18 protein-coding genes and 1 tRNA gene are annotated in these 21,090 nt (G+C 42.0%); 18 read left to right on the top strand and 1 reads right to left on the bottom strand.

Features of this window, described 5'->3' with window-relative positions; all coding sequences use genetic code 11:
• The first annotated feature begins 317 nt into the window (after window positions 1-317).
• The 4 genes from ACFQ1M_RS05025 to ACFQ1M_RS05040 all read left to right on the top strand — a co-directional run bounded on the left by ACFQ1M_RS05025 (window position 318) and on the right by ACFQ1M_RS05040 (window position 1,990).
• Window positions 318-395: transfer RNA gene (locus ACFQ1M_RS05025), tRNA-Pro, on the top strand.
• A gap of 708 nt (window positions 396-1,103) precedes the next feature.
• A complete protein-coding gene (locus tag ACFQ1M_RS05030; RefSeq protein ID WP_386404803.1) occupies window positions 1,104-1,436 on the top strand; it encodes a YtxH domain-containing protein in 333 nt (110 codons plus the stop codon).
• Entirely contained in the window at window positions 1,433-1,780 is a 348-nt protein-coding gene (locus tag ACFQ1M_RS05035; RefSeq protein ID WP_386404806.1) for a hypothetical protein, read from the top strand. The genes ACFQ1M_RS05030 and ACFQ1M_RS05035 overlap by 4 nt, the downstream gene beginning before the upstream one ends.
• A 9-nt stretch (window positions 1,781-1,789) precedes the next feature.
• Window positions 1,790-1,990: a DUF6327 family protein gene (locus tag ACFQ1M_RS05040; protein ID WP_386404809.1), complete on the top strand. Its 201-nt coding sequence runs from the start codon at window positions 1,790-1,792 to the stop codon at window positions 1,988-1,990.
• 221 nt (window positions 1,991-2,211) lie between these two features.
• Here the strand turns inward: ACFQ1M_RS05040 and ACFQ1M_RS05045 are convergent, their stop codons facing one another.
• Window positions 2,212-3,330, bottom strand: a complete 1,119-nt coding sequence (locus ACFQ1M_RS05045; RefSeq protein ID WP_386404812.1) for a LytTR family transcriptional regulator DNA-binding domain-containing protein — start codon at window positions 3,328-3,330, stop codon at window positions 2,212-2,214.
• 273 nt (window positions 3,331-3,603) lie between these two features.
• On the opposite strand from ACFQ1M_RS05045, the gene ACFQ1M_RS05050 reads away from it, so the two are divergent.
• From ACFQ1M_RS05050 to ACFQ1M_RS05115, 14 genes are all read left to right on the top strand, one after another.
• Window positions 3,604-3,981, top strand: coding sequence for a hypothetical protein (locus ACFQ1M_RS05050; protein ID WP_386404815.1), 378 nt, complete (start codon window positions 3,604-3,606; stop codon window positions 3,979-3,981).
• A gap of 57 nt (window positions 3,982-4,038) precedes the next feature.
• Complete coding sequence (locus tag ACFQ1M_RS05055; protein ID WP_386404818.1) at window positions 4,039-4,620, top strand: YceI family protein; 582 nt, start codon at window positions 4,039-4,041, stop codon at window positions 4,618-4,620.
• Entirely contained in the window at window positions 4,617-5,012 is a 396-nt protein-coding gene (locus ACFQ1M_RS05060; protein ID WP_386404821.1) for a hypothetical protein, read from the top strand. The genes ACFQ1M_RS05055 and ACFQ1M_RS05060 overlap by 4 nt, the downstream gene beginning before the upstream one ends.
• An 18-nt stretch (window positions 5,013-5,030) precedes the next feature.
• Window positions 5,031-5,882 (top strand): DUF5777 family beta-barrel protein, encoded by an 852-nt coding sequence (locus tag ACFQ1M_RS05065; protein WP_386404824.1) that lies wholly within the window; start codon window positions 5,031-5,033, stop codon window positions 5,880-5,882.
• A gap of 10 nt (window positions 5,883-5,892) precedes the next feature.
• The gene (locus tag ACFQ1M_RS05070) at window positions 5,893-6,165 is read left to right on the top strand and encodes a hypothetical protein (protein WP_386404827.1); all 273 of its coding nucleotides are present in this window, start codon (window positions 5,893-5,895) and stop codon (window positions 6,163-6,165) included.
• 213 nt (window positions 6,166-6,378) lie between these two features.
• Window positions 6,379-7,566 carry a hypothetical protein gene (locus ACFQ1M_RS05075; protein ID WP_386404829.1) on the top strand — a complete coding sequence of 396 codons (1,188 nt, stop codon included), beginning with the start codon at window positions 6,379-6,381 and terminating at the stop codon, window positions 7,564-7,566.
• Between the two features lie 109 nt (window positions 7,567-7,675).
• Window positions 7,676-9,127 carry a hypothetical protein gene (locus ACFQ1M_RS05080; protein WP_386404832.1) on the top strand — a complete coding sequence of 484 codons (1,452 nt, stop codon included), beginning with the start codon at window positions 7,676-7,678 and terminating at the stop codon, window positions 9,125-9,127.
• A 166-nt stretch (window positions 9,128-9,293) separates the two neighbouring features.
• Window positions 9,294-9,731, top strand: a complete 438-nt coding sequence (locus tag ACFQ1M_RS05085) for an OB-fold protein (RefSeq protein WP_386404835.1) — start codon at window positions 9,294-9,296, stop codon at window positions 9,729-9,731.
• Window positions 9,724-10,266: a YceI family protein gene (locus ACFQ1M_RS05090; RefSeq protein ID WP_386404838.1), complete on the top strand. Its 543-nt coding sequence runs from the start codon at window positions 9,724-9,726 to the stop codon at window positions 10,264-10,266. Before ACFQ1M_RS05085 ends, ACFQ1M_RS05090 begins: the two co-directional genes overlap by 8 nt.
• Window positions 10,256-11,158 carry a DUF5777 family beta-barrel protein gene (locus ACFQ1M_RS05095; protein WP_386404841.1) on the top strand — a complete coding sequence of 301 codons (903 nt, stop codon included), beginning with the start codon at window positions 10,256-10,258 and terminating at the stop codon, window positions 11,156-11,158. Before ACFQ1M_RS05090 ends, ACFQ1M_RS05095 begins: the two co-directional genes overlap by 11 nt.
• Before the next feature lie 478 nt (window positions 11,159-11,636).
• Window positions 11,637-13,286 carry a tetratricopeptide repeat protein gene (locus tag ACFQ1M_RS05100; protein WP_386404844.1) on the top strand — a complete coding sequence of 550 codons (1,650 nt, stop codon included), beginning with the start codon at window positions 11,637-11,639 and terminating at the stop codon, window positions 13,284-13,286.
• A 384-nt stretch (window positions 13,287-13,670) separates the two neighbouring features.
• Window positions 13,671-15,338 carry an alpha/beta fold hydrolase gene (locus tag ACFQ1M_RS05105; protein ID WP_386404847.1) on the top strand — a complete coding sequence of 556 codons (1,668 nt, stop codon included), beginning with the start codon at window positions 13,671-13,673 and terminating at the stop codon, window positions 15,336-15,338.
• A 238-nt stretch (window positions 15,339-15,576) separates the two neighbouring features.
• Window positions 15,577-16,326, top strand: a complete 750-nt coding sequence (locus ACFQ1M_RS05110; protein WP_386404850.1) for a hypothetical protein — start codon at window positions 15,577-15,579, stop codon at window positions 16,324-16,326.
• A gap of 42 nt (window positions 16,327-16,368) precedes the next feature.
• The gene (locus tag ACFQ1M_RS05115) at window positions 16,369-21,042 is read left to right on the top strand and encodes a leucine-rich repeat protein (RefSeq protein ID WP_386404852.1); all 4,674 of its coding nucleotides are present in this window, start codon (window positions 16,369-16,371) and stop codon (window positions 21,040-21,042) included.
• Window positions 21,043-21,090: the final 48 nt, after the last annotated feature.

The following is a 21,090-nucleotide window of genomic DNA, read 5'->3' on the forward strand; positions in this document are numbered from 1 at the left end:
CAGGCTTTTATTGAGCAACACAACCCTTTTCAGGATCAGGAGCGAAGCGAGTAATCCTGCCACCCTACCAATAAAAGTGTGGATTTTTTAGAACATTTATCATTTTGAATCAACTAAAGTTTCACGTCAATAAGTTCAGCAGTTCTTCGGACTTTTTTTACATTATCATGCAGGATGCGGTATTATGAGCGCTGCTCGCAGCGGCATGATATTTATGTTGCTTGAGCTCATCCAAATTTATACCCATGGACTTTTACCGAGCAAATACATTTTATATATTTGCGCACCCTTTTGATTCAAGGGTCCAATTTTTCAATCGGGATGTGGCGCAGTCCGGTTAGCGTACACGGCTGGGGGCCGTGTGGTCGCAGGTTCAAATCCTGTCATCCCGACCAAGCACAAAAGTGATTTCGAGTATCGAAATCACTTTTTTTGTTTCCGAAAGTCGTGAAAGCTTGCTTTAAAGGCTGTAGGAAACAAAAAAAGGAGCGCGTGAGCGATTACTTTTGTATTTTCAGCAAGGGTTTTTCGGGATTCTCTAAATCCTGTTCGAGTGCTGTGGGAAACAAAAAAAGGAGCGCGTGAGCGATTACTTTTGTATTTTCAGCAAGGGTTTTTCGGGATTCTCTAAATCCTGTTCGAGTGCTGTAGGAAACAAAAAAAGGAGCGCGTGAGCGGTTACTTTTGTATTTTCAGCAAGGGTTTTTCGTAATTCTCTAAATCCTTTGAGCTCCCGCGATATGAAAGCCTGCTTTCAAATATTTAAGGAAATAATAACGGCCGATGCTCAAAGATCAACTTTTTAATTTGCTAACTGCTTTGACATTAGAGTCAGAAAGACCTATCGGCAAAAGGCCAGAGTGGCTGTAAATCTCGGTAAATATATGTTCATGATCCTCCTTATTGATCTTATTAACGATGATCATTGCTAGACTTATTGGTATATATGGTTAAATGATCTTTACCAGGACTATCAATGGTATGTGAACCATTCAAGTCAATGTTTATCTCGTTTGAACAAAGACATTTTATGAAGATCATGGAATTTTGCGATAACCGTTTAAATCACATTTCAATAATCAATATTTTCAAAATTCAAACTTATGAGCAATAACACAAATACCTTTTTGGGGGTCATTGCCGGAATCGCATCTGGCGCAATATTGGGAATCTTGTTCGCACCAGATAAAGGGAGCAATACACGAAGAAGAATAGCAGAGGAGGCAACAGCCGTTAAGGATAAGATTGCCGATGAGGCATCGACCATAAGAGATAATGTCGTAGATACGATCAGCCAAAAGAAAGGCACCCTGGACGAACAGCTCGAAGAGGTAGTTTCTAACGTGAGTTATAAGACAGAAGATGTTATATCGTCTCTAGAAGCCAAACTTGCGCGACTTAAAGAAAAGAATAGAAAGCTACAAAAGAACGCATGAGTATCGTAGAGTCTTTAAGTAAGATTTCAGATAAGGCGGTGGATGCTGGCGAGCAATACTTAGAATCGACACAGAAATACGCAGAGTTGAAGATATTTCAGCAGCTCGTATCCACCACCTCTTTTTTGTTGAAATTTATAATTTTGGGGGGGCTTTTTTTCCTAGGTCTAACCTTTTCGGCTGTTGCAGGTGTCATAGCTCTTAGTAAATTACTCGAAAGCATGACGCAGGCCCTCATGCTTGTTGCTGGAATCCTTTTTCTGATAACGGTATTGGTCTACTTATTCAGAAAATATATCGACAAAAAACTCATCAAGAAACTTTCAAAGACCTATTTCAATTAGCTGTCAAATATGAGAGAATATTCTTCTTTTGAAGAGATCAATACAGAACTTAGAACTTTAGACCTAAAGCGAAAAATTGCTTTGGAAGAGCTAAGATCCTTGCAATACGATGTAAAGGAAAGTCTTCAGCCTTCTGCTTGGGTAACTACAGCGTTAAAGGCAACCAGAAAATACGGCATACTGTTATTGGTACGAAAGATATTTAGGTAATAGCAAGGACTGTCCATTTCATTGCTCGAATGTTCTAGTTAAGGCTGCGGATGTCGCCTGCTGCTCGGCCATTGCAAAGAAAGGATGTTGTAATGTCCAATATCATCAAGGCCAATGAGAGACTTCAAGAGAATTTTTGATGCTATCTTATGTTTAAATAGATACTTTAAAGACCTACTCACCTTACGCAAGCTCGAGGAATCTTCGAGTTTTTCATTTCCTTAAAGGTCCAACCATCTTTTAAATTCCGCTGCCTTATTTTTACTGATGATAATACCCGTCTCAGAATTAGGTGTCACAAGGATCTTTAATTGATTATTACCATATTTCACGATCTTCTCAATGCTAGAGATGGCTATGATAAATTGTCTGTTGGCTCTAAAGAAATACGATTCGTCCAATTGTGAAAAGAGTTCATCCAAACTCAAATTGGTCGTCGACCGTCTTCCGTCCGTACAAATAAGGTACGTGATAGTGCTTTCGGTATAGATATAGGCGATTTCCTCGATGGGTACCGGCACCAATTCATTTCGAATATAGGTCAGTATCCTCTTTTTTGTATTGTTATTATCTTCAGTATTTCCCTCAACAGTATCTTCCTTTTCTATAACCTTTTGCTGATAATTTCCCACGGCTCTATTCAATTTTGAAAGGTTGATCACCTCATCCTCTAACTTCTCATTTTTTAGCTCCAATCGCTTTTCATAGGTACTCCCTAGTAATCTTAACACAAAAACCGACGAAAGGATCACCAGCAATCCCATAACTATGAATACTACGAAGAATTGTCTTTTGAAATCGGCAATCTGCAGACCAATATTACTGATGTTTGCGTGGCCTGCCACGATCCAGTCGGAGTTTTGAATAGGATAAAGAAAAATGACCTTCGACCTATCTCCACTATCCTCGGGCGAGACTACGTTGATATTTTCCATGTCTGCAGTAAGCAATTCATAGAAATTCTCCGGACTTAAGTCATCGGTGACCGATGAAACATAGGCATTGTTGGTGCTGGCAAATTGCCCGACATATTTGATGTCTGGATGCGCTACGATCTTTCCAGACCAATCATACATGCTTAAAAAGCCCATTTTAAGGTCGGTCCCCTTTAGACTCTGCTGAATATTATCAATAATCGAATCTTGAGATATTCCGTAGGCCAATTGTTGCCCTACCAGAATGGCAAATGATTTAGCCTCTTTTTTGTTGAATTCCAAATGGGTCTCTAATAACCGGTGCGTACTTTCCTTTACCAACAAACGGAAAGCGAGACTTGCAATGATCATATAAATGAGCGCAACCGAAAGGAAAGTATAAAAATAGAGTCTATCTTTTCTCATAGGTCCGATGACTATTTTTTTGGTCTAAGATAGTAATAAGATCGACATGAGCCTGTCATCGACCATTTCGTACGCAAGAAGGATATGGCTTTCGCTTATAGCCCATTTATTCACTCCTACATTCTTCCCTTTCACAGCCAAATATTCCCTCTCATATAGGTTTTATAGGTGATAGCGGGGTTTTGTCTGTTGCTTTGTATCACAATAACGACGGAAGCTCAATCGGCTTTCTTGCAATTTGAAAAAGCAATTATAAAACCAAATCACATTAAAATGAAACGAATTTTAACAAACATTTTTCCATTGGTGATGCTGCTCATCGTCGGATGCACCAATGACAGTGAAAGCGATCTCATCTCAATCGAAAACGAAGAGATCGTCAATCCAGAAACTCCGGTGACGTACGCGGCCGATATTCAAGCGATCATCAGCAATCGATGTTTGGGATGTCATTCGGACCCTCCAGCTGGTGCTCCTTTCCCATTGGCCACTTACGACCAAGTCTCGGCTAGAGCATTAAATGGTCAGATCCTTGGTGCCATTAGCCGTTCTGCAGGAGACCCTCGAATCATGCCACCTTCCGGAAGGCTACCTCAATCTACGATTGACCTTATCGAAAAATGGATACAAGATGGAGCCATTGAAGAATGATCATTAAAAGGCAAACAATCAATTAACAAATAAATAAATCTCAAAAAGTAATTCATTATGAAAAAAGTTAGCAAAGAATTTGTCCTAGTGATGATATGGTTTGGCCTGTTATTCGGCGTGTTTTCGCTTACGCTGTCCGTGGCCCAAGAACAGTATTTGGATAAGAATGGTGTGTTGATCTTCGAAGCTTCCGAGAAGTTGTTTGAGGAAGTAAAGGCGACCAACAAATCGGTCACAACCATCTACGACACAGCAACCAACAAGATCGCGTCGCTGGCGCTGATGAAGGGTTTTCATTTTAAGAATTCCCTTATGGAAGAACATTTTAATGAGAACTATATCGAATCGGGCACCTATCCCAAAGCAAAATTCAGAGGAACACTGATCGACTTTGACCCTAAGGCCGATTTGAATAAAAATGGCAAGAAAGTACGGGTAAAAGGCACGCTCGAAGTTCGTGGAAAGGAAAAGGATATCGACACCACCTTGGACATATTAAAGGTTCAAGACATTATTTCTATTACCGGAGAATTTGTAGTGAGCCCGGCCGATTTTGATATTGAAATTCCAGGAATAGTCCGTAACAAGATCGCCAAGGAAGTAAAGGTGATGCTAGATTTTAAATTGAAAAGAAAATGAAAGCGAAAAGAAAAAACGTCGCCTTAGGGATTCTTTTGTCGGTCATAGCTGTTGTTGCTTTTTCGGCATACAACTACCTCTACCAGGATCATCGGGATATAGCCAAGGAGCGCATTGATTTTGACATTCAAACTACCCAGCTCAAATCAGCGATGGAGGATACTAATACCTCCTTGCAATTTGTAGACAAGGTGATACAGACTAAAGGAAAGGTCACTTCACAAGACCAACAGTCTGTTATTCTTGACAATTCGATTCAGGTGAATTTTAATCCTGAAGTGAATTTTACATCACAAATGGAAAAAACGCTGACCATCAAAGGACGATGTGTAGGGTATGACGACCTACTAGAACTAGTGAAAATTGACCAGGCAACGATAATTGATAATTAACCAACATTCTAAGAAAACATGAAAAATATCTTTTCATTACTGTTATTATTCATACCCATGCTGATATCGGCTCAAGACGATCTGCTCGATGAGATCGATACTGGAGAAGAGCTTGTAGATTATGAGACGGCGGCCTTCAAAGGTTTGAAAATAGTGAATTTCGAATCTACCAAAATGGTCTCAAAGAAAGAGTTGTACTTCGTGGTCTCGCACAGATTTGGCTCTATCAAGAACGGGCTAAAGGATTTCTTCGGTCTAGATCAGGCAGTTACCAGGCTCAATCTTATCTACGGAATTAGCGATGGTATCAACATTGGGTTTTCTCGTAGTTCATTCCTCCAGATCTATGAAGGTTCTTTAAAACTAAGATTGCTAAGGCAGAAGAAAAAAAGCAACCCTTTCAGTCTGGTGCTGTTCAACACGGTTTTGGTGAATACGTCTCTGGACAAAGAAGTATTGCCAGGATTGGAGTTTGACAATAGATTGAGCTACGCGGTTCAAGCCTTGATATCTAGGAAATTCAACGAGGACCTATCCTTGCAGTTGATACCAACGCTATTTCATGATAATTTGGTGCCCTTTGACCCTCAAGATAACACACAATTCGCCATCGGTATCGGGGGGAGACAAAAATTAACCAAGCGATGGTCTCTTAACGTAGATTACGGTCTTCACCTGACCAGAGCCTCTGGCTCTCCATTTAAAAATCCACTGTCCATAGGATTCGACCTAGAAACTGGAGGTCATGTATTTCAACTCCATTTTACCAATGCACAGCCGATGAATGTCAACAATATTTTGGGACGGGCAACGGGTGATTGGAGTAAAGGAGACATCTTCTTTGGATTCAACCTTTCTAGAGTTTTTTAAAACAAGAGTCATGACAACAACAGGTTTAGCTAAAATCTTCGTTCAGAATACCTTCTGCAACCAATGTACCACAACGATCAAAAATAAGATGGTTCAAGAGCAAGAGGTAAGAAATGTGATATTATATCCTTCAGATTCTTTAGTGGTTTTCAATTTTAAGAGGGCCAATCAATTATCTGGAGTGATGAACATGCTCACCGCTTTGGGCTATCCGCCAAAGGGTGACCGGATCACATCGGCAAATACAGCAGTGGCATTATGCCAGTGCGAGATAGCGTCATAGACACCGGTAGGTCTAAATATCAAATCACCACCACAAAAGGTATTGATTTAATAATCAAATAATTAAAAACAATAACTGCAAAAAATGGGAAGTCAATCGATGTCGGAAATGTATTAGCATTCTACGGATTCGTTACAGCCTTCGGTTGAATTCACCAATAATTTTGCACAAGCAACAAAAGATCAAATGAAATCACATCATAAAAAAATAACCATGAGAAATATACTTACATTATCAATGAGCTTTGTACTGCTACTCAGCAGTTGCAGCAGCGACGATTACGGGCAAGATGGAAATAATAATTCGCCACCAGCGAACAACGCCGTAAGACTTTCAAGCGATGCCAACTTCGGCAATGTTTTGACCAATGCCGAAGGGTTTACGCTATATTTTCTTTCAGCAGACAGCAAGGGGACTTCAAATTGTCTTGGGAATTGTATCGATATGTGGCCACCTTTCTATGCCGAAGACTTGACCCTCGATAGCGGATTGGATACAAACAATTTTGCAACGATCACTCGAGAGGATGGTTCTAAGCAAAACACCTATAAGGGCTGGCCGCTATATCGCTTTGCAAACGATCCTGCTCCTGGCAACATCACCGGGGACGGATTTGGAGACGTGTGGTTCGTAGCAAAGCCAGATTATACCATCATGATGGCCAAAGCACAACTCGTTGGGCGCAGCTTGGACGGAGTTGAAACCAATCTTACCAGTGACCTCACACCAGGCGATGGCGAAACGGCCTATATAACAGATGCTGCTGGTAACACACTATACAGTTTTTCTGATGATTATAAAGAAACAAATACGTTCACCAATGCAGATTTCTCTAACAATGGGGTCTGGCCCATCTTCGAAGAGGCCTTGGAAAATGTTCCTAGCATTCTAGATCCTGCGGACTTCTTGATGATCGATGTTTTCGGTAGGCAGCAGCTTACCTATAAGGGCTGGCCGCTTTACTATTTTGGGCAAGATGCGCAACGTGGCGATAACTATGGGGTTGGTTTTCCAACGGCGGGAGTATGGCCTGTATTGAATAAAGAATCTGCCGCTGCACCACCAGTCGAAACTGACGTTACTGCGATATTCAATGTTACCAACCAGGGGGCGTCTGCTTATCTGTTCAATGGTGGAGACTTTAGCAATACGTCCAACCCAAGTATCACTTTAGAACGAGGCAAAACTTACGAATTCAACATCGACGCTCCCGGCCATCCATTTCTTATCAAATCGGATCAAAGCACTGGGACAGGAAATCAATATAATAATGGTGTTAGCAATAATGGGGCTTCAGATGGCACGATCACCTTTACGGTCCCTCAGGATGCACCCAACACCTTGTTCTATATATGCGAGTTTCACGGTTCGATGACTGGGACCTTCAATATCGTGGATTGAAAAAGAAAAGACCATTGACACTAACTAAAGACCAAGGGTGACCAGCCCTTGGTCCTTAAGGTGGAGTACTTAAAATCAAAACAATTAACAACCATAAAATCTCACAACAATGAAAAATGCATTTCTATTTATCCTAGGAGGGCTGCTGTTCTTAAGTTGCAGCAATGACGATTCCGTTGATGATGGAACCCCAGTACCGACAGGTAATACAGTAAAGTTAGGCAATGACGCTACTTTTGGTAACATTCTAACCAATTCGGACGGTTTTACCCTATACTTCTTTGCCCCGGACAGCAAAGATGTATCTACCTGTAATGATACTTGTGCCATCAACTGGCCACCTTTCTACCAGGAAAATCTTTTGTTGGACAATGGATTAGATGTCAATGATTTTGGGACGATCACTCGTAACGATGGCACACAACAAAACACGTACAAGGGGTGGCCACTTTATCTATTTTCTAACGACTCGGCTCCCGGTGTGATCAGCGGAGACGGTTCTGGAGGAAACTGGTTCGTCGCCAAGCCCGACTACACTGTGATGATGGCCAAGGGACAGCTTGTTGGTAGAGATCTTTCTGGCAATGAAACAAATCTAACCAGCGATTATACAGAAGGTGACGGCGAGACCTTCTATATGACCGATGCTGAAGGAAATACGCTTTATAGCTTTTCCAAGGACTTTGAGGGCGTGAACAATTTTACGAATGATAACTTCTCCAACAATGGGGTTTGGCCCATTTTTGAAGAGATCTTGGAGAATGTTCCGAGCGTATTGGACCTAGGCGATTTTGGAATGATCGATGTCTTTGGGAGACAACAGCTTACCTATAAAGGATGGCCATTGTACTATTTTGGACAGGATATCCAACGCGGCGATAACTTTGGAGTAGGATTCCCAAGCGCCGGCGTATGGCCTGTATTGAATCCAGATATCGAACTTCCGCCTGTGGTATGGGTGGGGCCTGCTCTTACCTTTACAAAGGAAAGCAATGCCGATTGGACCTTGCCTGAGAACCAAGATAAGATCACCGAAACGGTGACCATCACACGCCAAGACAGACGACAAATATATAACTACGAATATTGGCAGAGGACCTTTGGGCAAGACCCAAGCGGTGCCGATCTTTTCAGGGAGTTCTGGGGCTCAATTGCAGATACTTCATCTACGACGCTCAATTTTACCCCAACCGGGGGTACTAAGGGTTTGCGCTGGGCCATTTTGGATGATACGGGAGCCACTACCGACTGGTCTGGCTTTGAATTTTACGGGCAGCTGGGTGACCCGACTCACTTTTATAGCTTTCACAATGTTGCCTCAATGATATTTGAACTAGAAGGTGAAAATGGTGTGAGTTCAGTTGATGATAACTTCAACATCAATGGTACTGTAGGTGGATCTTCTACTGATATGGAAGCTTTGGTTGGTAAAAAGCTAGGAGTTTGGGCAGTTGAGGAAGATATCTTTTTCACGCTCACCTTCGACACTTGGGGTTCGGGAGGAAGTGGAGGTGCCGTTTCCTATACCCGAACTACGAATCAAAATGAAGTGGTCAACTAGGGATGCTTCATTTTAAAATGTTGTTTTTTGTTTGATTGGGGAATTAGAACCAGGGGCCAATATTTTTAGTTGGTCCTTGTGTTCTATTCAAGAGAAGGCATCAACTTTTACACGAAATTTGATTTTTAATGCTATAAGAATTTCTCTTAGTTAGTATTTTAGTAGTGTGAAAGTGACTAGACAAAATAGCATCATTTTCTTGCTCATAGGTACAGCTTTGTTGGGTTTCCTATGGAGCAGGGCCTATTTTTTTAAACAAGACACCATCAATATTACAGACCAAGAACCTGCCTATATGCTACATGCCGAAAAGATCATCAGTAGTATTGACAATGAGAGCCTACATTTTTTGGAGGCCGAGGCTATCGTTGAGATCGAAGGCATCATAAAGGAGGTCAACTATACAAATGATCGAGTCACTATTTTTTTGAGAGCTGACAAGGAAGAAGCACCATTTGTGATCTGCGATATGCAGCAAGGCCAAAAAGAAAGAGTTGAAAAATTACACCCCGGAGATACGATACGATTAAAAGGTATGTTCAAAGGGTATTTAAAAGATGCTATTTTTTTGAATTGCGTCATTTCAGAAAAAAACTATGAATAAGATCATCCTATTTCTTCTGTTACCCTTCTTGTTTGTGAAGCAAGAATCTGAAAAGATCATTGCACGGCAAGGCCAAGTATCCTTTTTTTCTTACACGTCTGTAGAGCACATTAAAGCCCAGAACAATCAAGTGCTGAGTATCGTGGACCTTTCGTCGCAGGAGATCGCTGTAAGCATGCTGATGAATGCCTTTGTTTTTGAAAAGGCACTGATGCGAGATCATTTTAACGAGAGCTATATCGAGTCCGATATTTACCCCAAAGCTACTTTTGAAGGGAAGATCATGGATTTTGATCCCTCCATGGATGGATCGCAAACACGTATCATCAAAGGAATTTTATCCATGCATGGAGCACAAAAGGAGTTAGATATAAAATCCAAGATCGAGAAAACAGCAGATGGCTTTTTGATCACAGGAAGTTTTCAGACCATGGTAGAAGATTATAATATTAAGATTCCTCCACTTTTGGCAGGGAATATCGCTAAGAATATTTCAGTAGATTTTCGATTTCAATACACATCCTATGAGAACTAGAATATTTTCATTATTACTGTTGTTGAGCGCAGCAACCAGCTCCGTCGTTGCTCAAGATCTTTTGGAGATTCTCGATAATGAGCGCAAGGTGACTTCAGAATATACGACCGCTACTTTCAAGTTCTCCAGGATCACCTTTGGGCACGCAGTAGAAACTCGAAAGGACGGGACCCTGGATGTCTTCGTTTCTAGCAGGTTTTGGAATACCCCCGCGGATCGATCGCAAAGTTTCTTTGCCGAAAGGTTAAGCAGCAGAATCGCCATAGAATATGGGCTTTCCGATCGTTTTCTAGTTGGGGTAGGTGGTACTACATTCGATGGCCGCTTCGATGGGTTTTTAAAATATAAACTTCTGCGTCAGCGTGCAGATGGCAAGGGCTCGCCATTTAGTATGTCGCTCTTTCAGAATATGAGCTATTTTAGTGAGGGGTTGGCAGCCAATGGGTTTGATGTTGAAGATTCTAATAGAACATCCTTCACCACACAATTGTTGATCGCTAGAAAGTTCTCGCCAAGATTTTCATTCCAACTATCACCTACCTTCGTGCATCGCGGTTTGGTCTATGAGGAAGAAGATCCGCAAAGTCATTTCGCCTTAGGTTTTGGAGGTCGGTATCGTTTGGGAGGCCACGTTTTTCTAGTGTCGGAGTATTACTATGTGGCCAACCCTATAAGATCGGTGGATACCTACGGTGCATTTTCACTTGGTGTCAATTGGGAATTGAGCGATGTGATGCTACAATTTATGCTCACCAATGCACAGAGCATGGTAGAGGATGCATTTATTGTGGATACTCGAAACAATTTCAACTTTAAAGCGCCCAATCTTAACTTCGGATTCCATTTCACCTATACCTTTCATTTAAAAAAGGAATTGAAACTGGCGGAATAGTTTCTTTAGATCCCTAGGTAAAAGCTTTTACGATATGTCGGAAAGACTATTGTCGCATTTATGAAGATCGAGCATCCTCTGAAGACTAACGTCGATCATTTCATGCTTCAAGGGTATCTAAGGTCCTGTATTTTCAATGTCGGAAATGTAGCAGCATTGTGCGATATTGTTATATCCAAAAACGGCTTACCTACGTAATTTGGCTCTCATAGCAAAACCTTTAAAAATCTTACCGATGAAATTAATACGTAAATATACCTTGGAGATCTTCTTGTGCATCTTTTATACTACCTTACTGTATTCCATTGGAATTTTGTTTTTCTAGCTTATGACGTGAGTCGTTTCTCAATTTAAAAAAGCGACCTCATTGTAAAAAGCTGCTAAAACGGTTGTCGAGTTGTCAAATACTGGGTATTTCATTAGAGATTAAATAGTATCTTTAAAGGAAGTTATAGTGTTTATCTACAGATAACGGCCCTTGAGAGCTAAGTTCACCCTCATAATATTTTTTATCGGCGCCTTGCTGCTGCACGCACAGGCACCAGATAGTATTGGGATATCTTTAAGATCACAGATACGAGCGGCAAGATCCGATTCGATCAGAATGCCGCTTCAAATAGAACTGGCGCGTCATTTTGTTTACTCCAAGACGGACAGCGCTCGTATTCTTTTTAATAAAGCCTGGAGGCAAAATGAGGCCGCGTCGTATAGCAAAGACTACTATCTGAAGCAAAAAGCAGCGATACTCAACGGCTTTGGTCTACTGGAAGTGCTCAATGGAGATGCTGATGAAACCTTGAAGTTTTATCTTCAGGCGCTGAAAATAAGAGAACAAATTGGTGATTCTATAGGATTAGGTATTTCTAACAACAACATTGGAAATGTTTATAGAAGAAAGGGCGAGCATGCCAAGGCTAGATACTATTATAGAAAAGGATTTATCATTAGCCAACAGGCCAGACATACCGAAAACGCGGCTAGAACGTTGATCTCTATGGGCATATCCTATGCAGAAAACCAACAAAAGGACTCTGCGCTTTATTGTTATGAAAAGGCAAAGAAAATAGATAATAAAGGTACCACCATTTATAGGGCGAACACCAATATAGCTGCGCTCTATTTTATGGATGGGAAGTACGACAAGGCAAAAGCGATATATCGAGAAAGTGTCGATATATTCAAGGCTCGCAGAAACTATTTGACCGTTAGTATTTGCTTTTTGAATCTTGGGGTGGTACAAACAGAGCTGAAGGCTTATGATGAGGCCATCGCCTTGGTCGATAGTGCCATCCATTATGCCAAGATCATTGGTAATAAAGAACTACTGCGCAAACAATATTTTAGTCGAAGTAACATCAATGAACGCAAAGGTGATTTTCAAAAGGCCCTAGCAGACCACAGGATCTATAAACGCTATGCAGACTCTATCAATGATGTGGAAAAGGCGAAGCGTTTTACAGCGTTGGAATTAAATCACAAATATGAGAAAGAGAAGGAGATCACCACTATTCAATTAGAAAATGAGGCCTCGAAAAAGTCACTGTACTTGGTGTTGTTTGTTATCACCTTATTGACAGGGCTTGTCGTCATATTGCTATTAAGAAAATACAACAGACAAAAACTGACTTTGGCAGCCAATAAAATAGAGCTCGAGCAAATGGAAAAGCTAAAGGCCGATCTCGCACTTGCGAATAGGGAAAAAGATCTGAAGAATGTGGTGTTGGAGAACTCGATACGAGAGGAGGTGCTTAACAAGACCCTGGCCGCGGTCAAGAATGTCATAAGCTTGAAGAATGAAAGAGAGAGAGAAATCGCACTACGCTCCTTATCGGCCTCATTGCTTTCAGAAAAAACCGCTCAAAAGGCGTTGTTCAATCATCAGGACTATTTTGACGAGGTGAGCTTGGATTTTAAAGTGCGCTTGGACACCCATTTTTCCGAACTAAAGCCCAATGAAAAGGAGTTGCTTTGTCTGATGAAGTTGGGTTTAAGCACTCCCGAAATAAGCAAATTATTGAATACTTCTGTGGCAGCGGTAAAATCTACCAGATACCGGATTCGTAAAAAACTTGGCCTCGATTCCAACCAAGATATCATCTCCTTTATAGAGAATAATAATTCTGCATGAGCCGAAATACCATCATTTCTTAGCTAGAGTGAGCGTCAAACTACAGCCCATCTCGAAGCTATTTTACATGGCCAATATAATATCTCAAAAAGCTGATTTACAGTAATAAAATAGGTTTTGCTACCTATTTGCTACCCCTCTGTCTTTTGTGTTCTATTCGGTGTTGCTGTTCTTTGTGTACAAGCGTATTCTTGTATAGAAGCGGAATGCTGTGGGCAATAGGATTCGGGAATTTTTCAAATTCCTTTTCAAGTCCAAATTTTCCAACTCAGCCCTCGCATTTCGCCCTCATACACTTTTTGTTGAAATGAAAGGTTGCACAAAACTAATATTGCATCATCAAAATGTACAACCAACAAGAATGACTCTTGGTAATTGAAAAAAATGATGATACCACAAATTCAATACACGAAAAGCGGAGATATAAACATTGCCTATCAGGTCTTTGGTACTGGCCCTATCGATTTGGTGTATATCCCAGGATGGATCTCTAATATCGATTGGATGTGGGCCTGCCCAGAATTAGTAGATTTTTTTAAGGAACTTGGTAAGGTCGCTCGGGTCGTGCTTTTTGATAAACGCGGAACTGGTCTCTCCGATCGTGTAGTGGAGCTTTCTACCTTAGAAGAGCGAATGGAAGATATCAAAGCAGTGATGGATGCCATCAATTCGGAAAAGGCCATATTGTTTGGTCATTCTGAGGGGGGAAGTGTATCGGCCATGTTCAGCGCTACCTATCCCAACCGTGTTATCGCTCTTATAGCGTTCGGTATTTTTGCAAAGCGTAGATATTCTCCAGAATACCCTTGGGCACCGACCGACGAGGAGCGTCAAAAGGTATATGATATGATCGAGAACAATTGGGGAAGTGGGAAGATGAATTTAGAGACCCTGGTACCTTCGAAAGCAAATGATGAGCGATTTATGAATTGGTTGGCGAGTTACTTCCGTTCTGGTGCAAGTCCGCAGGCGGCCATGAGACTCACGCAAATGAACACCCAGGTCGATATCATCGATATTCTTGGTTGTATCAAAGTGCCGACATTGCTCATGCAACGAACTCATGATATCGATGTAAAGATCGAAGAGGGTAGATTTATCGCGCAACATATCAAAGGAGCCAAGTTTGTGGAGTTCGATGGGGCTGACCACCTCTTTTGGGCAGGCAATACAGAAGAGATACTAGATGAGATGAAGCGCTTCATCAAAGACTTGAAGCCGAATACCGAACGAAAAAAGGGGATGCTCACAGTGCTATTTGGTCAAGTAGCTACCACCTCCAATTCTAATCTGAAGCCAAACGAGATAGCATCCTACATCGAGCAATGTCAAGGTACGATAATCAATTTGTCCCGAAAGAGTTTTATGGCAATCTTCGAAGTTCCAGGTAAGGCTGTTAAATGTGGTGTGGGTCTCCAAGAGCGGCATCAGGAAGCGCATGTGCCAGTTTCGATGGGGGTCTATCTTAAAGAAGGCTTTAAAGAAGCAGGTCAGGAAACGGACGAGCGCGATGATTATATGATGCGCACCATCCTTGCACAAGCCAGACCTTTTCAAATTTTTGCCACTCAGACCGTAAAACACCTGCTATCTGGCGCTGCCTTCAACTTCGCTGAGGAAACATCTATCTTAAGTTATGCCTCGGGCACTATTTGCAGGCTTTATGGGGTGAGTGCAAAATCGAATCCCGAAGAAGTCAAGAATGTCGCCTTGTCCTACGGATTTTCTCGCTACGATTCTTTTTTACAGGACGTTTTAGAAGCTATCCATGATCATTTAGACTGTTGCTCTTTCGGGGTCGATGTACTTACCTCGAAGATTGGGGTGAGCGAACGTAAATTACAACGAAAGACCAAAGAATCCACAGGAAAGTCGCCTGGGCAGCTCATTAACTTTGTGCGATTGCAAAAGGCAAAGGAGGCCTTGGCTTCTAGAAAACTCACCATTGCAGAGGTCGCATTTCAATATGGATTTTCTAGCCCCTCGTATTTCTCTAAATGTTTTAGGAAAGAATTTGGGGTGAGCCCAACCGAAGCATTTTCTACAGTATAGGTCTTTATCCAATATGACTCTTTTTTTAGTTGAGGCATCTCACGATGCTTTAATAGGATATCTATATCAACTATTTAAAAATCAGATAGTTAAAACCATAAACGAAGTTAGGAAAAGAGAAATTATAGTTGTCGGAAATGTACCAGCATTATGCGGTTTCGTTACAGCCTTCGGCGAGCTTCTCCACTAATTTCGTACCCGTACAATTAAACTCACACAATAACCTAAAAGTAAAAAAATGAAAAATTTAGTATTCCTACTTGCAGGAGTTGCATTTATCGGCCTAAGCAGTTGCAACTACAATGATGATATTGAAGATCTACAAAACGAATTGGACGAGCTCAGAGATGATCTCACTGTAGCTGAGAATGAACATGTGGCCATATTGGACTCGATCTCTAGCCTCATTGAAAGCAATGCAGTCTCGGACGTCAACGCCACAAAAATGAGCGTAAGCATTAGTCTATTTGAAATGATCGCTAGAGTGCCGCAATCTTCCGACATGTTTATCAATTTATCAGAGATCATTTACAGTGATTATACCGAATTGCTGCCCTTTACCAACCCAACCATTTTGGTTAGAGGCCAGGCGCTAGGCGAGTTATTTGAAGGTATTGCCAGACAGCCCGAGGCATTTGATAAGTTGGATGCCGCAGCAACACAATTTGTGGGACCTTTTGACTTTGCTCAAATGAGCAACAACGACGCACTGGTAGATGGAAGAGCTAGAGGTATAGCCATAGCGAAGTTATTCGAGGGGATAGCCCGGCAACCTGAAGCTTTTGATAAGCTAAAGACCGCAGCAACCACCTATCTAGGAGTATACGACCCAGCTGTTTTTAGTGATGAGACCATAGAAGTTGCAAGAGCACAGGCTTTTGGAGCGCTAATCGAGTCGCTAGCAAGACAACCTGAAGCCGAGTCCCGTTTAAACGAAATATGCATACAGTTTTTGGACTTCAGTATTTCTAATGACACCACCCATTAGTTTGAATATCACTCAGTAACCTAAACCTTCAAAATTTCATACATGAAAACAAAACTAATTTATATGATGTTGGCTTTGCTGTTCACAGCAACAGGCCTTGCACAGACCTTTACCGTAGATGGTTTTAACTACAATGTGCTGTCTACCAATCCCAATGAAGTAGAAGTGACCGGCGGAAGCGATGGCAGCAATCCGCTTACCATCCGTAGTTCGGTGACCCACGAGGGAATTACCTATACCGTAACAACGATTGGTAATTCGGCCTATAGAGGTCGTGGTCTCAACAATGTGATCTTACCAAATACAATTACGACGATACGATTTAGGGCGTTTAGGGATAATGGAGGCCTTACTACAGTAACACTTCCTGCGAGCATTACCTCTGTTCAGGGTGAAGCCTTTTTTAATGGGGGTCTTAACCAGCTAATTGCTGAAGGCACAGTGCCAGCCTCAATATCAAATAGTTCCTTCGGGACGCGCAGCAATGTGGACCTTATAATCCCCGATGGCTTAGAAGAAACCTACATCAATGCTGGCTGGACAGGTTTTAATTCGATAAATGGAGAAATTCCTTTGTTTGGAACTTTTGAGGTTGGTGATCTACGGTATCGGCTGACTTCAAAAAATCCAAATGAAGTCGAGGTAAGAGCGCGGTTAAACGGAATACAAGAGGTGGTCATTCCTACTTCGGTAGTTGAACCACAATTTGGTGAAACTTTTACGGTAAATAGCGTGGGTCTTAGGGCGTTTAAAAATGCCGCGATCAACTCGGTCGTTTTTCCGAATACGCTCGAGACTATTGGTGTAGAAGCATTTCAAAACAATAATTTAACTGCCATCACCTTTCCCACATCACTTGCAAGTATCGATGATAGGGCATTTCGGTCAAATCCATTAACGAATGTTACTTCACAAGCTGTTGCGGCACCTACGATCACCAGTTCTAGCATCGAAAACCGTGGAGATATCAACTTAACAATCCCAAGTGGTTCAGAGGCGGCTTATGAGAGCGCAGGCTGGACAGGTTTCTTTCTGGTCAACGGGGTCCCTAACATTGGCGCGAATTTTTCCGTAGATGGATTCGCTTATAGAATTACAGGTGTCAATCCAGATACTGCCGAATTACGTGGAGGAGCCAATGGAATTACCGATTTGGTATTGCCGTCTACAGCCACAAAAAATGGGATAACCTTTGCCGTGACCGCTATTGGAAATCGTGCCTTTAGAAATAGAGGCATCAACAGTGTGGTGTTTCCCTCTAGTATTGAATTGATTGGTAACGAGGCCTTTGAGACCAACAACCTTACCACGATTACACTTCCAGCATCTGTAACTGTTATCAATAACGAAGCCTTTAGAGACAATCTTTTATCAGAGGTCATTTCACAAGCGGTAGCCGCGCCAGCAATTGAAATCAATAGTTTCACTAATCGCAGTGATATCGATTTGACCGTCCCCAACGGTTCAGAAACGGCTTATGCGGATGCTGGTTGGACGGGTTTCTTTTCCATTAATGGGACGCCATCTATTGGCTCAACGTTTTCTGTTGACGGATTCAATTATGGTATTAGTGGAGTCGACCCCAATACAGTAGAATTAAGAGGTGGTGGAAATGGAATTACAGATTTGGTACTACCCGCTACCACTACAAAAAATGGTTTTTCCTTTACGGTGACCGCTATTGGAAATCGTGCTTTCAGAAATAGAGGAATCAATAGCGTGGTGTTACCTTCAACTATTGAGGTGGTTGGTGATGAGGCTTTTGAGATCAATAACCTATCAGCTGTAACGATTCCCGCAGCAGTGCATACTATTGGATCTGAAGCATTCATCAATAATAGTTTAACACAAGTTACTTTTACTTCAGGTCCGGAAACAATAGGTGAAAGCGCATTTAGGAACAATTTATTGACCAATGTCAGCATTCCAACGGGAACAGTTACCATAGGAACAGGTGCTTTTTTTAATAATCAACTCACAAGCATTACTATTCCGGGTACTGTAGATTCAATTGGTCGCGAAGCGTTTAGAGATAACCAATTGGGCAGCGTTACTATTCCGCAAGGAGTGATTACGATAGAAAGGGGTGCTTTCTTAAATAATCAATTGACCGAGGTAACGATGGCCAATACGGTAGAGACCATTGGAGGAGATGCTTTTCGCGGAAATCAACTTACCACTGTTAATTTATCAAATTCATTGACGAGCCTAGGTGCTGGTGCTTTTCGAAGTAATCAACTCACAAGTATCGTTATACCCAATGGTGTCACCGAAATTGGATCACAAACGTTTCGAGATAATGATTTAACCAACGTCACATTACCTGAGAATCTACAAATTATAAAGAACGATGCGTTTCGTAATAATGAACTTACCACCATTAGTTTTCCGGCTAGTCTAATTGAGCTACAAGGGTTTGCATTTCGAAATAACAAATTAACGAGCGTTACGATTCCGACAACCATTTCAGCAATTGGCGCAAATACGTTTAGTGACAACCAATTAACGGATATCACGATTCCTGCGAATATCCAAACCATAGGAAATGATGCGTTCGCTAGAAATCCAATCAATATCTTAACTGCCAATAGTGCCACCCCTGCTACTATCACAACTTCCAGCTTTGGAACGCGTAGTACGATCAATTTGATCATCATTCCAGATGAGCAAGCTGTAATTGATGATTATATCGCTGCAGGCTGGACAGGGTTCGGAAGTGTCAATGGCGAATTTCAGGTTGGCGCACGATTTATAGAAGGGGATCTGCGATACGAAGTGACTCAAGTCAATCCAAACGAAGTGAAAGTGCTTAATAGAGTGACCACAGTACAAAATATTACTATTCCTGCGACGGTTACAGAGTCAAACAGTGGAACTAGTTTTAACGTTACAGCCATAGAAGATGCTGCTTTTCAGAATACGGATATTACCGCGGTCACAATTGGAGCCAATATGGAAACCATTGGGAATAACGCTTTTCAAGGCGCTTCTTTAACTGCGGTCGATGCACAAGGTACGACCCCAGCTACCATAACTGCCTCGAGTTTTGGAGATCGATCGTTGATCGACCTAACGCTACCAACAGGTTTGGAAACCGTGTATGCCAATGCTGGTTGGACAGGATTTAAAAGTGTGAATGGAGAACTTTCTGATGGTTTGATAGGTGCTCAATTTACCGAGAGTGGCATAACGTTCGAAGTAATTTCGATTGACCCCAATGAAGTTGCAGTTACGGGTAGTTCTGTAACGGGCGTGGTGACAATTCCTGGACAAGTCACTTTTGAAGCCAATAGTTTTTCAGTAGTAACAATTGCTACGAATGCTTTTCAAAACGATGATATTACAAGCGTCACATTGCCAGCGAGCATTACCACGATCGAAGCCAATGCTTTTTCGACAGATAGCTTAAATGAAATTATAGCACTAGGAACAGTACCTGCAACTATTGAAGCCAATTCTTTCAGTTCGCGCGAGGACATCAGCCTAACCGTTCCTGTTGAGAGTGAAACTGCTTACGAAAATGCAGGTTGGACCGGATTCTTCTCCGTTAACGGGAGTGGACCTTCTGTTGGAAATGCCTTTTCGGTTGGCGGCATTCGCTATGAAATACTCACGCTTTCACCAAACACGGTAAAAGCCATTGGGAAAAGCGGAGTGGTACCAAACAATGATTATGTATTTCCCGAGCTATTGTCAAAAAATGGTGTGGATTTTACCATTACCGTTATTGGAAACTCTGCGTTTAGAAATCGGAGTGTACGGACAGTAATCCTTCCGAGCACTTTACAGATTTTAGAGTTTAGGGCATTTAGGGATAATGGAAACCTTCAAAGTGTAACCCTCCCGGCAAGTGTTACAAGTGTTGGAGTGGAAGCTTTTTTTGACTGCGGCTTAACTGAAGTGATATCAGAGATCGTAGCTCCTCCCAACATTTCTAGCGGTAGTTTTGGTGATCGCAGTGTCATCGACCTTACCATTCCAGCGGAGACCCTTCAAGCCTATTTGGATGCTGGCTGGACCGGATTCAAAACGATCACCGAGTTAGGGGCAAATATCGCGCTTAGCACCAGGGTGTTCTTACAAGGAGCAAGCCTGAACCCCTTTAGTGGTGAAGAGGACCTGATGCGAGACAATCTCCGAATTGATGGAGTCTTACCCACCACAAGTCCATATTTTGATGGTCTAACAGCCGATGCTGGTGTATTTGCCATCATGGGTCCCAATGCGATTGTAGATTGGGTCGTGATCGAACTTCGCGATGCTACAGATAACTCGATCCTTATCGATGGTCGTTCGGCGCTGTTGCAACGCGATGGTGATGTCGTGGATGTCGATGGAGTGTCTCCAATACAGTTTGGCGGACTTCCCGGTGGTGACTACCATGTGGTCGTGGACCATCGCAATCATTTGGCGATCATCACTGCAAATGCGGCAGCGCTCTCTACAGGAACCAACCTTATCGACTTCACCTCCGATGTCACATTGGCACAAGGAACGACCAACGCGCTTGTTGAAGTTCGTCCTGGGGTGTTTGGGCTTGTAGGAGGCGATCTGGACGAAAATGGGCAGGTGCAGAACACAGACATATCTTCTCTGCGACCTAAGCTCGGTATTGCTGGTTATGATAATGCCGATCTCGATATGAATGGTCAGATACAGAATACGGACATCAACAATCTGTTGAACCTGAACTTGGGGAAAGGAGAGCAATTTTAAACAAAAAAAGAAAAGTAGTTCAAACTATACAACATCAAACCATAACCA

It is taken from the genome of Sungkyunkwania multivorans, from assembly GCF_042675645.1.
Lineage (GTDB): Bacteria > Bacteroidota > Bacteroidia > Flavobacteriales > Flavobacteriaceae > Sungkyunkwania > Sungkyunkwania multivorans.